Origin of the sequence: Pseudomonas sp. B21-047 (assembly GCF_024748775.1) — a bacterium.
GTDB lineage: Bacteria > Pseudomonadota > Gammaproteobacteria > Pseudomonadales > Pseudomonadaceae > Aquipseudomonas > Aquipseudomonas capeferrum.
In genome coordinates this window covers 3,082,781-3,095,585 of the sequence record NZ_CP087169.1, presented here as the reverse complement: position 1 = coordinate 3,095,585, position 12,805 = coordinate 3,082,781, and the positions used below count along the sequence as shown (strand labels likewise).

Annotated in this window: 14 protein-coding genes and 3 pseudogenes; 7 read left to right on the top strand and 10 right to left on the bottom strand. The window is 55.9% G+C overall.

The genetic code is table 11. The features are described 5' to 3' along the window. Positions 1–15: 15 nt before the first annotated feature. On the bottom strand, positions 16–477 hold the full coding sequence (locus tag LOY26_RS13960) for a hypothetical protein (protein WP_047583050.1): 462 nt from the start codon (positions 475–477) through the stop codon (positions 16–18). A gap of 275 nt (positions 478–752) precedes the next feature. Here LOY26_RS13960 and LOY26_RS13955 point away from each other — a divergent pair, with 275 nt between their 5' ends. Continuing rightward, positions 753–1,223 carry a lysozyme inhibitor LprI family protein gene (locus LOY26_RS13955; protein ID WP_258713662.1) on the top strand — a complete coding sequence of 157 codons (471 nt, stop codon included), beginning with the start codon at positions 753–755 and terminating at the stop codon, positions 1,221–1,223. 84 nt (positions 1,224–1,307) lie between these two features. Here the strand turns inward: LOY26_RS13955 and LOY26_RS13950 are convergent, their stop codons facing one another. The 3 genes and pseudogenes from LOY26_RS13950 to LOY26_RS13940 all read right to left on the bottom strand — a co-directional run bounded on the left by LOY26_RS13950 (position 1,308) and on the right by LOY26_RS13940 (position 2,079). After that, positions 1,308–1,613: a hypothetical protein gene (locus LOY26_RS13950; RefSeq protein ID WP_258713661.1), complete on the bottom strand. Its 306-nt coding sequence runs from the start codon at positions 1,611–1,613 to the stop codon at positions 1,308–1,310. Beyond that, positions 1,610–1,852, bottom strand: a complete 243-nt coding sequence (locus LOY26_RS13945; RefSeq protein WP_047583051.1) for a hypothetical protein — start codon at positions 1,850–1,852, stop codon at positions 1,610–1,612. Before LOY26_RS13945 ends, LOY26_RS13950 begins: the two co-directional genes overlap by 4 nt. Then, a pseudogene (locus tag LOY26_RS13940) lies at positions 1,849–2,079 on the bottom strand (hypothetical protein). The gene LOY26_RS13945 and the pseudogene LOY26_RS13940 overlap by 4 nt, the downstream one beginning before the upstream one ends. A 248-nt stretch (positions 2,080–2,327) precedes the next feature. Here LOY26_RS13940 and LOY26_RS13935 point away from each other — a divergent pair. From LOY26_RS13935 to LOY26_RS13925, 3 genes and pseudogenes are all read left to right on the top strand, one after another. Further along, a complete protein-coding gene (locus tag LOY26_RS13935) occupies positions 2,328–2,984 on the top strand; it encodes a hypothetical protein (protein ID WP_152604594.1) in 657 nt (218 codons plus the stop codon). Between the two features lie 110 nt (positions 2,985–3,094). Next, positions 3,095–3,292: a phage holin family protein gene (locus LOY26_RS13930; protein WP_047583081.1), complete on the top strand. Its 198-nt coding sequence runs from the start codon at positions 3,095–3,097 to the stop codon at positions 3,290–3,292. A gap of 12 nt (positions 3,293–3,304) precedes the next feature. Continuing rightward, positions 3,305–3,562: pseudogene (locus tag LOY26_RS13925) on the top strand (DUF4113 domain-containing protein); the annotation flags it as partial. Positions 3,563–3,958: 396 nt separating this feature from the next. Here the strand turns inward: LOY26_RS13925 and LOY26_RS13920 are convergent. Continuing rightward, the gene (locus tag LOY26_RS13920) at positions 3,959–4,489 is read right to left on the bottom strand and encodes a hypothetical protein (RefSeq protein ID WP_258713660.1); all 531 of its coding nucleotides are present in this window, start codon (positions 4,487–4,489) and stop codon (positions 3,959–3,961) included. Between the two features lie 679 nt (positions 4,490–5,168). Continuing rightward, positions 5,169–5,687 carry a hypothetical protein gene (locus LOY26_RS13915; RefSeq protein ID WP_258713659.1) on the bottom strand — a complete coding sequence of 173 codons (519 nt, stop codon included), beginning with the start codon at positions 5,685–5,687 and terminating at the stop codon, positions 5,169–5,171. A gap of 544 nt (positions 5,688–6,231) precedes the next feature. On the opposite strand from LOY26_RS13915, the gene LOY26_RS13910 reads away from it, so the two are divergent. Together LOY26_RS13910 and LOY26_RS13905 are read left to right on the top strand one after the other, a co-directional pair. Further along, positions 6,232–6,957, top strand: a complete 726-nt coding sequence (locus LOY26_RS13910) for a hypothetical protein (protein WP_152604595.1) — start codon at positions 6,232–6,234, stop codon at positions 6,955–6,957. A gap of 378 nt (positions 6,958–7,335) precedes the next feature. Further along, the gene (locus tag LOY26_RS13905) at positions 7,336–8,061 is read left to right on the top strand and encodes a hypothetical protein (RefSeq protein ID WP_047583057.1); all 726 of its coding nucleotides are present in this window, start codon (positions 7,336–7,338) and stop codon (positions 8,059–8,061) included. A 180-nt stretch (positions 8,062–8,241) separates the two neighbouring features. On the opposite strand, the pseudogene LOY26_RS13900 reads toward LOY26_RS13905, so the two are convergent. The 3 genes and pseudogenes from LOY26_RS13900 to LOY26_RS13890 form a co-directional block, all read right to left on the bottom strand. Further along, positions 8,242–8,448, bottom strand: a pseudogene (locus LOY26_RS13900) (site-specific integrase); the annotation flags it as partial. 228 nt (positions 8,449–8,676) lie between these two features. Beyond that, positions 8,677–8,997: a hypothetical protein gene (locus LOY26_RS13895; protein ID WP_033700074.1), complete on the bottom strand. Its 321-nt coding sequence runs from the start codon at positions 8,995–8,997 to the stop codon at positions 8,677–8,679. Positions 8,998–9,502: 505 nt separating this feature from the next. Beyond that, positions 9,503–9,760, bottom strand: coding sequence for a hypothetical protein (locus LOY26_RS13890; protein ID WP_186655665.1), 258 nt, complete (start codon positions 9,758–9,760; stop codon positions 9,503–9,505). A 271-nt stretch (positions 9,761–10,031) separates the two neighbouring features. Between LOY26_RS13890 and LOY26_RS13885 the strand changes: the two genes are divergently transcribed. Beyond that, on the top strand, positions 10,032–10,604 hold the full coding sequence (locus LOY26_RS13885) for a DapH/DapD/GlmU-related protein (protein ID WP_238338587.1): 573 nt from the start codon (positions 10,032–10,034) through the stop codon (positions 10,602–10,604). Positions 10,605–11,230: 626 nt separating this feature from the next. Here LOY26_RS13885 and tnpC read toward each other — a convergent pair. Further along, positions 11,231–12,787: an IS66 family transposase gene (gene tnpC / locus LOY26_RS13880; RefSeq protein WP_258713658.1), complete on the bottom strand. Its 1,557-nt coding sequence runs from the start codon at positions 12,785–12,787 to the stop codon at positions 11,231–11,233. Positions 12,788–12,805 lie beyond the last annotated feature (18 nt).

The following is a 12,805-nucleotide window of genomic DNA, read 5'->3' as shown; positions in this document are numbered from 1 at the left end:
TAGTAGGGGGAGGGGTTACTTCGGCTTGGGACTGGCTTTACGCTTGCGATCGGCCATGACGAACTCTTTCGACATGCTGGCGAGGCCGCCCACCACGTCCTCGGGCAGGAGCGCGTTATTGCAGTGAGGGCAAAGCGGAGCCATCTTCGTGCTGCGCCAGGCTTCATCCATAACCTTCGCGGCGCGGCTGCGGATCTGGAATTTCTCGGCCTCGGCCAGTTCGGCCGCGCGCCGATTGATCCTGTTTGTTCCGGCGCTGAACACTTCCACCAGGCCGAGGAAGGCGTCGAATGGCTCGACTTCTGCTTCGCAGTCGCTGCACCAGACGCGCCGCTCCTTGTCGTCGTAGACCAGCTTCTTGTGTCGGCAGGCGCAGGCAGGTCGACGAGTGAGCCCTCGTGCAACTCGCAGGTCCTCAATCTGGACGACATTCACGCCGTAGATGTAATCCTGCGGTTCGATTGGTGCGTCGCTCATCGCGGCCCCCTATAGATCAGGTAGGCCATGTACATCAGGGGTAGGGTCATAGAAGGTGTCCTCCGGCATCCAGCAGGGCGTCTCGATCTTGCCGAAGCTGATCGCGCGCTCTGATCGGGGCCTTGATTGCGGTTGAAATGTTGCGGTGCCCAGCTCGATGGTGATGGCAACGCATATAATGCGTTAGGGATCACCTCAGCCCGGCTTTTGGCCGAGCCAAACCCGCCTGGAACGGCACCACGCCGGACGGGCTATCACTCAGGGAAATGAGAACAATGAAGACCGCTATCAAGGCCGGTATCGCAGGCGCGGTGCTGGTAGTAGTGGGCGCAGCCCACGCCGAGCTGCACGGGGAAGAAGCAGAGAATGCAGCACGGGATGCAGCGGTGCGTCAGTACGCGGCGAAGCTGGAGGCCGATTGGCAGCAGTGCTTGAGGAAGCCGGAGACCAAAACCACCCAGGATTCAGGTCTTTGCGCATATGCAATGCGGGAGGCGGCTAAGGATGCGGTGAAAGAGAAGTACCAGAAGGCTTTTGCCAGCGCACAGGAGGACGTCGACAAAGGGTGGCTCCCGAAAAATGTACCGGCCATGATGCCCCAGGCGCAGGCAGCGTGGGAGCAGTTCGTAGAGGCAGATTGCGGTGTGATAGGTGCTCTCATCACTGGGACCGCGAGCGCTACCTATCAGACTGTGTGCAAGTACAAGCACCAGATACAACGTCTCCACGACCTGGACCAATGGTGATTTTGATGGTGATTGATAGGCGCAGGTCGTCGTAGTCAGGCCAGTCGCCCGATTTCGCCGCCTCGATGATTTCTCCGAAAGTTTTCATGGCTTGTCTCCAGCGGCCAGGGCCTCAGCCTTCAGTGAGGCGTACGCCACGCCATCCAACGCGCTGTCCTCGTGGTATTTGTTGGGGTTCTGCCACTGGCGCACGTCCTTGACGATCTGCATCAGCAGCCAGCCTTCTGCTTCGGTGAGATCGCGGCCGGTTATGGCGTTGAAGGCTTGGACCGTCTTCACCATGCTGCGAGTGCCGTCCGGTGCGTCGTACTGCTTGCCGCGCTCGGCCTGTACGTCGGTGGCGGCCTGCAGGAAGTAGGTGGACGTCTTTGCTTCGATCAGGTCGGTCATGGCTGCACCTCGGGAAGCTCTGGGAATGAGGCTTCAGCTTCGGTGCGGAACTTGATATCGCTGGAGTCACCGTGGCGACCTTCCGACCAGGTGATTCGCTTGCCGCAGTAGCAGCCGGTCACCTGGGCCAGGTCGAAGTTCTGCCGAAACTCCATGGAAATACCGGTCATGCCGTGCTGGCGCGCCAGGGCGACCACAGCCTGCGCAAATTCAACATCTTGATCAGTTACTGCGCTCACAGCTGATACCTCTCATCAATCCAGCGCCCAGGCGCCAGAGCGGGTGTAGGTTCGGGTTGGGTTTCGTGCGGGGAGAGCTGGCGCTCGTTGCCGGCCTGGTCTGGGCCACGCAGCATCCAGTCGGGTAAACAGGACAGGCCGCTTGCCGCGCCGGCACCGCCGCCTGCTGATCACTTCCAGCAGGTCACGGCTCGGGCGTCGTCATGCTCAACAGTTGTGCCACGCATTGGATTGTCCAGCTTCTGTCGCGCAGCCTGCGCTGGCGTCAGCTTGCAACGTCACGCGGTGTCAGAATCAAGCTGTTGGAGGCATAGCTTTCTCCAGAATCCTGTGTAAAACCCGACGTAATACGTCGGGCTTTCTTTGTGGCTCATTCGGAAAACTATTCACTAGCCTGTTTGGCTATGTTGTCTTGAATTTCGGCTAGCTATGAGCTAATAGCTAAATGAGATCATATGGCATGGATGGGATATGAATGAGAGCAATTCTGTTATTGACTACGGCAGTTACGTTGATTGGATGCTCAACTGGCCAAAACCAGAACGAGTACGCAGCCAATTTATCGGACGATTCCCCTCCAGTTTTTAGCATTGCAGAGCAGAACGATCTAATTGATGAGCGACTTCAGGTGTGCATGGACTTTTTCGGAGTCAAATCTGCTGAAGCCTCAAAAAGGGCAAGGGGCGCCTGGAGCTGGACATTAGTTGGTCTATTTTCTGGGGCAGTGATTGCGCCTGCACTAACTGCCGCAAACGCAGCTGCTAACGCTGGGATGATTGCTGGTTTTAGCGGTCTTTCCGGAGCCTCTGCGGTGGCAGTCAACAATGCAAATGCTTTGGGTATTGGTCCGTCCTCAAGTATCAACGGGCTGCTCGCGGTGGGGGCGGCAGTTCGCGAAGACGTTGCTACTGCGTCAGACGTGAGTCAGCCTTTCCCTGTCCGGTCGGCTGCAGCCGGAAGAGCAACATCTAAGTGTGCAAACCCGTATTTGGTAGCAAATTATGTTACCGGGATTGGTAGCGAGTCGATCGAGACGAAGTTGAATGCCCTAGATCAAAAAAATGCTGCCTTGAACGAAACACTACAAAAGATTCAAAAAGAGCAAGAAGAGTTAAAGAAACTTAGAAGGTAAGATCTCAAGCTGCCAAGACTGAGGTGTATCAGTCCTCCGTATCAATTCCAATGGCTCGCCATAACGGCGGGCCTTTTCTTTTTCCGCTCCCCGCAACGGGAGGAACTGAGATGGCCCATATGCCACCTGAGAAAGACCCATCCTTCTGGGTGCTGGTTCTTACCGCCCTGAGAGAGAACGGCCTTGCGATGGGCCTGACATTCGCCCTGACCTGGTTACGCATTCAGTTCGACGGCAAGGAAACCCGCCCAGTTCGCCAGCTGATTGAGGCCACGCTTGGCGCGTTGATCGTGATGGTGGTTGCCTGACTGTGAAAGAGTTTTCGGTATAGCAAGGCAGAGGTGCTGCTGATGGACCTGCGGCAACCAGGTGAGTTTTCAGAGGACTTGTTTGCGCTCAAGCAATCGGTGGCATATGACCGACTGATGCAGGTGATGGATGACATCAACGAGCGCTGGGGGATCGGGACAATGCGAGCCGCCAGCGTACCGGCGACACCGGACTGGGGAATAAGGAGGGAGATGATGAGCCAATCCTATACCACGCGGATCGATCAGCTGTGGACGGTCAAGTGTTGAGCCTGCCAGCGGCTTGGTTAGCCGAACTCAATGACCAGCCCGCTCTGGTAGCCGATCCCGATGGCAGGGCCGCAGTGCTTGCCGAACTCGCGATTTCCGCGCACCGACGTAGCGACGTTGACACAGACCAGTTGGCCGACATGCTTGAGTTTGCCGAGGCGGCTAGGCTGTGGGCGCTGATTGAGGATGAAGAGGCAGCTTGAGCCGCCGAGCGGGCTCGGCAGTGAGGGAGAGCTGTCTAAAACTGCGAAAAAGGATCTCGGTTTTGCTGGGGGGAAATTGTCGAAACTGTTGGAACAGTATTAGACGTGCTCGATTCACAGGCCGCTGATGGCGCGGACTGTGGTTGATTTCTTACGCTACTGCTGCATTACCGGAAACTCGTGAGATGCGTGATCACAAAAGGTGCTGGTAGGATGGGAAGACCAGATCTGAAAACATCAGCATGTCATCTCTGTTTCGCACAACGAGCCGTTCGATTGGCTTGTTCTCAGTTAGTGGCCACAGCCTTTCGGCCAGTGTATCCCGTAACCCGACTTCAACAAGAATCTTCGAGATGGTGGCTTGTGATTTGGCTCCCAGAACGAAGAAGACAGCTCGGCCTACGCTCAATGTATAGAGATAGAAGGACATCCCCGGCGCTGATGCGACATGACCCCTCCGATACCTCATAAAGCTGTTGTGGTCGAACCCATTTTCACAAAGCCACACATAAGTACATGGCGGTGGTTCGTAGCTGTCTCGTAGGTGAGGGAAATGCTCGTCCGGAAAGCCAGGAACGCCATCTCTGTGTAGGAGAGAGTAGACGCCCGCTGTCTTCACGGCCCAGCGGGCTAATGCCAGTTGCCGATTTTCGCGCGGGCTAACCGTCCTTCCGTAGAGAAGATCTAATAGGCTGCCCTCGACCTCTTCCTCGAGCGCGTTCATCCAGCCCCCATTGCATTGCTCGCAAACGGAGTTAACAGTTCTATCAAATGGCCCTTGTGGAATCAGGCGCCTGGAAAGCGATGACGATCCGTCTGTGGTGGAAACTCTGCTTGCCCATTCCACGCTTCTCTCAATCGGTGGAAAGGTATCATTCAGCTTGTCGCGTAGGATATGTTCGTTGCTGAACTTGATGTCAGGTGATGATCTGCAGCAGAAGGGGCATGCTTTGGGCATCAGTGGATCCGTCCGAGTGGATGGTATTCAGAAATCACATCATCATAGGATATAGCCTTAAGTACGCAAATTTTCCGTAACGACAGGTAACGCTATAGGGCGCTCTATTCCATGTACAGTGGCGCTCGATCAAGGTCGAAAATCAATTCCAAAACTGAAACGAGCACCCTGGCAGTATGCGGACTGTAGCCGTGCCGTTTCGTCTTTGTTTTGGAATCGATTTTTCGGTACAGTCCAAATGGGATGTGGCTTTATCCCACGGTCTTGAAAACCGCTGCCAAGCAGCAGTCTTACGACATCGGCGGGATCAGCAGGTACAGCGATTGGCTCCTATCGATCCGAATCTGACATCGAAAAGCTACTTTTGACAAGCTGAACGAGCGGGTCAATGTTATTTCTCGGTTGCCGACTTGTAGGAGCCTTTCCTCGTCTGCACCTGCTTTTGTTACTCTACCTCCCATAGTAACAAGCACACTTCACCCTGCTCACCATCGCTTAAGCATTTTTTTGCGTCCGGCGCTGCCCAGAAGGGCATACCCTCAAACCAGTAGGCCCACTTGGCCTGAAGGTCTGTTTCTACATCGCTACACAGCAAGATCAACTGAACCTTTCGAACTTTTGGCCCAACGGCACCTTGGAGTTTTCTCCGGTCCTCTAGAATCTTAGTTTTCCATTTGTTTAGCGTATAGGCATGGACCAGCGACGTTTCCACCAACCAGCTTGTGCCATCCTTCGCCCAAATCGCGAGGTCGCCTAATTGGGAAGATGAAGATGCGTGCTCGGCAAAATGTCTCTTATAGCCTGGCTTGGGATTGCACTCGAATTCTCGAGCGGTAAAAGCGATAAATTGTTCCCAGTTGAACCACTCTTCAAACGAGTAGCCTGTGCCCGCAAAGCGCGTGATGTCACGGGCCTTGGGGCTAAAGTGGCCCTCCAGGATCTGAGCGAGATCGTCCAACGTCATGTGCATCGTCCTTGTATTTCTGACGGGGAGTCATTCTGCCATCACAGCACTGAGTGTCCAAGCCGTCGCCGCCGGTTACAGCGTGAGCCCGTGTGCCGCAACGGCATGAGCTGGCTTACCGGCGATGAGGTCGTCACTAACAACAGTTCCAAAACTGAAACGGCGACCCTTGTAGAATGAGGGTTACAGCCCGGTAGAACTCGATTCGTTTTGGAACTGATTTCCTAGCCAAACCAGCTTGAGGCTGCAATTCTTCTATCGGATTGCAAATCCGGGAAACGGCTTGGCCTGGGCCTCGAAACTGGAAGCCATTCTTGGGCCAATTCTTGGGCCAATGCATGCGTTTTTGTGCGTTCTTGAGAGGCTGAACCCCCCGGAAACACTGCACTCAACACCGCTCAAAACCGCGAAAATAATCGCATGGTGGTGTGGGCAAGAGAGATCTAGTTAGTACCGATCATGACCGGGCCTATACCGGAGCTGGAGAAATGACTCGTCCGGCCGATACAGGCTTTCGAAGTTGGAACTCGAATAGGGATGGATGATGCTTGACAAGGATGGGTACGATTTAGTGTGCACGAGCGCTGTCGATGTTGGGGAGGCCCAGCGAGCGCGCCTGAACAGCGTGGTAATCGATGGGCTTAGCGCATCCGTTGGCGAAATGTTTCGCGGCTTTGCCGCATCCTTTCCTCATACCGTTGCGGCGATCGAGCGGAAATATGCGGTGGCGATAGTGCTGTGTAGGCGTTTTCAGGATACTTGGATAGCGTCGCTTGCGGCTGAAGGGCGCGCGCTAAACCTATTCTTCTACCTGATACCTGAGACACTTGTAGCAGAGGGTGCAGAGTTCGAAAGAAAATGTGCGATGCTGCCGCCTCGTTGGAAGGAGCTGTATCGCTATTTCAATTCTTTCATGCTGACCGAAGATTCCTATCTGTCCATCGATTGGACCAACACCCCGTTTTCCTACAGCGGACGACTGTCAATCGAACGCTATCGAGTGTTGCGTGGGGTGAAGAAGGCCGTGATGAGGGATTTCGTCAAAAGCATCCAGGCGAACTCCGAGCACTATTTGCGTTGCTGGCTGTTGACTGATGCGGGCGATGCCCTGTTTCTTGACGAAGGCAAGTGCGATGGGAAAGTCTATCACGTTAAGAACGATGACTTTGCCGATTACCGCCTGCTCGAAGATCCGGAGACGGTGCTGGACAACTACCTGGCGCACTACGTTACGACGCAGTCACCAGAAGGGTTTGACTTCAGGACGTAAAGGGGTTGGGAGTAGGTCGGCAGAGCGCCGGAGGAGAGCGAAAATCGGTTCCAAAACTGAAACGCCGGCCCTTGTAGAATGCGGGTTACAGCTCGATCAATCTCGATTCGTTTTGGAACTGATTTTACCGCCAAGGGCGCATTAGGCGGAGATTCTTATATCGGATTGCAAATCCGGGTAAGCGGTGCTTGGGCGGCTAGTGCTTATTTTTTGCTGCGAGAGAGACGGTCTTTCACGCTCACGGACTGCTAAGGAGGCTCTGAACAAGCCCGCAGCTATTGGCATCCCCAATCAGTAGAGGGAGTGAGTGCTGCCGGTGATAAGCTTTGTCCGGCCGATACAGGCATTCTGAAGATGGAATTCAAATAGGGAAAAGTGATGCTTGACAAGGATGGATACGATTTAGTGGCCGTGAACTCGGCTGATCTTGACGACGCACTGAGGCCGCTCCTGTACAGCGTTGTGGTCGATGGGCTGGGCTCGTCAGTCGGCGAAATGTTTCCTGGCTTTGCCGCGGCCTTTCCTCGTACCGTGGCGGCTATCGAGCGTGAGTATGCGGCGCCGATAGTGCTGCTCAAGCTGTTTCAAGGTCACTGGTTAGCATCAATGGCGGCTGAAGGGCGTGGGCTGAACCTGTTCTTCCATCTGGCGCCCGTTACACTTGAAACAGAGGGTCCTGAATTCGAGCAAGACTGCGCGATGCTACCGCCCCGCTGGAAGGAGCTGTATCGCTATTTCTGGTCCTTTATGTTGACCGAATGCTCCTATAAGTCCATGGAATGGACTAACTCCCCGTTTTCCTATTGCGGACGTCTGAGAATCGAGCGCTATCGAGTACTGCGCGGGGTGAAAAAGGCGTTGGTCAGGGGTTTCGTCAAAAGCATCCAGGCGAGTTCCGTGCACTCACTGTGTTGCTGGCTGTTGACTGATGCGGGTGATGCCCTGTTTCTTGACGAAGGCAAGTGCGACGGAAAGGTCTATCACGTGAAGAACGGTGACTTGGCCGATTATCGTTTGCTCGATGATCCAGAGACTGTGCTGGACAACTACCTGGCGCACTACGTGACGACGCAATCGCCAGAGGCTTTTGACTTCAGGGCGTGAAGGCGATGAGCTGGTGGTCTGAGGCGAGCGATACCAATTTTGATACCACTTGAAGGGAAAGCCGGGGGATGGAGGGGCGTTCGACCCAATGAAATCAACCCTTTGTCACCGCCAAACACCTCCAAGAAACCGCATGGTGATGTTAGCGGTGGAGATCAAAGGAGCTTACCTATCAATAACTTACGTGGCTTCGTCGCAGCTGCGAGCCCATTTCGGACCAATCTGGAGCGGTTCCAGCTCCTGCCAGTCGTTGGACGTGCCAATCCAGCGCGCATGAGTCGATAAGAGCATCTGCACGCCATGCCCGAGCTGTTGGGCGATAAATGCGGGGTTGAGACCAGACATTGAGCCTATTGTCGCATAGGTATGGCGGCAGTTATACGGGGGTATCTGATCCCCAGTGTCTTAGGGGGCGGCGCCATTGAGGTTGCAGGTTCGAACCGCACGTATCTACCCCTCACTGGCAGGCGCGCGCGATGGGCGAAGAGAGAAAGATGCACACAGGCATGGGCGGAAACCAGCACTTTAAGGCCTGAGAGGCCGAGTGGGCTTCACTGAATTGTTCGGCTTTCGATCTGCAGGGCAGTCCTGCCGCTAGACAACCCTGCAGAAGCTTCATAGCTTGTACTGGATGGTGTAGGACGCATCGGTTCGAGGTTCGATGGTAATTGGCATGCCGAATAGCTTCCCTTTACATTCACTGACGACGCAGCGATACACGGACCCCTGTCTGAGCTGCGCCCACAAGCCTTCGTCATGGATCACGATGCGCACGACATGGCTTTCCGGATCTTCTCTGATCTGAGCAACGTGGTGATCCAGGTCGCAGCCGAATTCAGGCGTGGTGAACTCTGGATCGTAGCCGATCAGCACCCCGTGCCGTTTTAGATCGTCCCTGATACGCTCAATAACGTCGTCCGCTTCTTGTTTTAGCATGATCGTCATCTCACGGTGTTTGAACTCATGAAAAACTCTAGCTGACCCTGATGGTTTTCGCTGAAATGCGTTAAAAACTTAAACGGCGACCCTTGTAGAATGCCGGTCACAGGCGGTCTAATCCCGCTTTTTTTGGAACCGATTTGTCTGCCAGAGTGTGTGCGTGTTCACGTGCTACTCATTTTTGCTGGCAGGGGCATTGATCAAGGTGTGTTGACTGTTGCGAGTGAAAACAAAGAAAACCCTCAGGTTGCTACGGAAGTGGTTCGTCTATCTCTGGATTGCAGGCTTGGCGGGCAACTCCAGCAGGTTGTTCGAGCACCTTTCACTCTGGAAGCCCTGGCGCTTGATCAAGGGTGCCGCCGCGTATCTTCTGGCCACCTGAAGCAGGACCTGTTTATTCGTTGTGAACTGGCCGTGGGACTTCACCTCGATGCTAAGCGGGAGGTGCATACCTGCCCTGCGCTAGAGGTGAAGCTGGCTAAACGCGCTATTGAGGGCGGCGCTAGCCTCGAATCACCTCGAGGCGAGCCCGCCCGGCATCGGTGATGGCGTTCTCTCCTTCATCACGGATGCGATACCGACCCGACACCATTTTGGTAATCGTGAATCGCACCAGCTCGCTCCTCGACAGGGCTTCACCTACTTCAAAGCTCATTGCACGCTCTAGATCGAAGAGTTTTGTTTCTCCGGTTTTGTAGCGGGCAAACGCTATCAGTGCCGAATCCAAAGCTGCTTGATCAACCACCTGAACACGCTGCATTTGACCTCCTGGTCTGAATCGCCCAGGTCCATGGGTTTCAAAGTGACGGACCTGGAAGTTCGTAGAGGCCGAGACGCTACTACGGAGCAGGGCAGGTGGGTTACTGGGTTTGCGTCCAGGGTGGATGGGTGGCCAGGGGCTGCAGGGGCGATTACCATGAGCCCGACACGATCGGCTAAAGAAGTGTGCAAGGTCGCCGATAAAACGGCGCTATATAAAGTGTACCTTTGGCACGGGCCCGTTAGTGCTTCAGCTCGGCCATGCTTGCCGCATGGGTCGACAATCCGACCTTAAGCAACCATCACCTCATTGGGTTTACCGCTTGTTTTTATTCATCGCAAAACTCAAACGTAGCTTGACCCCACGCCAGCTCATGCGATTGCTGGATACCCATGATCTGGGCAAGAAGCAGACTAATCGCCTTATGGCCAAGGCGGGTATTCGCACTGAAGGCAGCGTTGTCATTCGCCCACCGATCTACTTCGAGCGCGGCAACCTGGAACTGGGCAAGGGCGCGTTTATCAATAGCGGTTGCGTGTTACTCGACGAGGCAACTATCCGCATTGGGCGCAAAGCGATGCTGGGACCACAGGTACGACTGTGCACGACCAGCCACGATGTCCACCCGGATCGGCGCAAGAGCAACGACTACATTGCGCCGATCACCGTGGGCGACAATGCATGGATAGGCGCGGGCGCCGTGATATTGCCGGGCGTCAACATTGGCCAGAACAGTGTGGTTGCGGCCAACAGTGTGGTGACTGAGGATGTTGTCGCCAATGCGCTTTATGCCGGCTCTCCGGCGAAGTTCAAGAAGTGGCTGGTAGAGCCGGACGCGGTGTAAGTTGCAGCCGCGAGCTTAGCTTCCGCCGCCACCCGAGCCACCGCTTGCCCCACCGCTGCCACCTGCGCCCCCACCGGCACCGCTGCTACCCGTACCACTGCCGCCGGTGCTACGCCCCGGGCCGGCGGTACCGCTATTACCCGAGCCCGTGTGATCAGTCCCATCGCCGCCTGTTTTGTCGGTTCCGTTTCTTTCGGTGCCTGCGCCGGTGCCCATGGCATCTGCGGGCGTACCAGAGCCACTTGCTGCGCCGCCGCTAGGGCTACCTTGGCTGGTGTTTGCGCCTGGCGTACCAGGCGAGCCTGCGCCGTTGTCGTTCATATCGCTGGCCGCGGAGGCCATAGGGGTAATGACGCCCAGGCAAAGGGCGAGCAGCAGGGTCTGCGGACTAGTCCGTTTCATGATGTATCTCCCATTAGGATGAGTACATCTCTTGGGCTATAAGCTGAGGACAGGGTGCCAAGGGACTGACGGATGGCGGCCTGTCGTGGCCGGGATTTCAGCAATTATGTCTGCCCAAAAAATGATCCCGAGCGAGGAAGACCATGAGCTACGATCAAGTTATCAGACGCGGGAAAACCGAGTGCGATCCATGAACCCCACCTACCGCCAGATGGAGCTTCGATTTACCGTTGCATCTCCGGTGAGCAGTTCCACGGCAGCAGCGCTTCGTAGTCCTCTACCGACGAGGCATGCGGCAACCGCTCCAGTACGTGGCGCAGCCACGTATAGGGCTCTTGGCCGTTGGCCTTCGCGGTCTCGACCAGGCTGTAGATCTGTGCACTGGCCGCAGCACCCTTGGGCGTGTCGCTGAACAACCAGGCCTTGCGCCCGATGACAAACGGCTTTATCGCACGCTCTGCCAGGTTATTGTCGATCGGCAAATGGCCGGCCTCGACGTAGCGCTCCAACCGACTCCAGTTGTTCGCTAGATAGTGCACCGCCTTGCCCAGCACGCTTTGCGGTGTGACTTGGGACTGCGTCTTGTCCAGCCAGCTTTTCAACTGGCCGAGGATCGGCAGGCTTCGTTCCTGGCGACCGATGAACCGCTGGTCATCGCTGACATCCTTGAGTTCACGCTCGATGCCATACAGCTTGTTGATCATCGCCAGCGCCACATCGGCACGTCCCGTCTTGCCTTTGGGCTGCACCTTTTGCGCCTCGACAAACTTGCGTCGTGCATGAACCATGCACGCCAACCGTTCGACACCGGGCTGTAATGCCAACGCGTTGTAACCGGCGTAATCATCGGTCATGACATAACCGCGATAGCCCTCCAGCAGGCGCAACGGTACCTCCTGCGCACGGCTGGTGGTGTAGTCGAACAACACGACTTGTCGATCAGGTGGCCCGCTGGCCTGCACCCACATCCAGGACTGGCTGGTCGGGTCGCGATCCGGTTCCTTGAGCACCTGCACCCGCGTTTCATCGCAGTGAATCACCGGGCTTTCCAACAACCGCTCACGCATCAGGTTCAGCAGCGGCTGGAAGTGTTCGCTGCACTGGATTACCCAGCGGGCCAAGGTTTGCCGGGGGATTTCGATGCCATGCCGGGACAGTACGCTTTCAAAACGATGTAGCGGCAGACCATCGACATACTTGGTGGTCAGCAGCATGGCCAGCACGCTGGGGCTGGCCATGCTCTTCTCGATCAGCTGTGCCGGTTTGTCGGCGGTGACCGGCGCCGCTTCACAACCACGGCAGCCGTAGACCTTGCGCACATGTTTGAGCACGCGGATCTGCATCGGCACGATATCGAGCTGCTCGCTGGTTTCCTCGCCAACCACATGCTTGCGGCAACCGCAGACGCAGGTCAGCTCGTGCTCGGGCAAGTCGTGGATGACTTCGACACGTGGCAGCTCAGCCGACAACGGTTTGCGCTTGCCACGACGTTTGACTGGGGCAACGACTTCTTCGTCCGCATCCTCAACCACGGCCAGCAACGGCTCGCTTTCCGGCTCGTTGAACATTGCCAGTTGCGGCGTATTGGGATCGACCGTCTGCTCGGATTTGCGGTTGAACAGGCGATCACGCAGCAGCTTGATCTGTTCTTTCAGGTCGACGATGTGGGTGGCATAGGCTTCGTTGACTTCCTGCTCGCGCAAGCGTGCTTCGTAGGCCTCAAGCAACATCTGCTTGAGTAGTACGGGATCGTCTGGAAGGTTGTCGGGCAAGGAAATCATGCCCCGGATTATACCGGG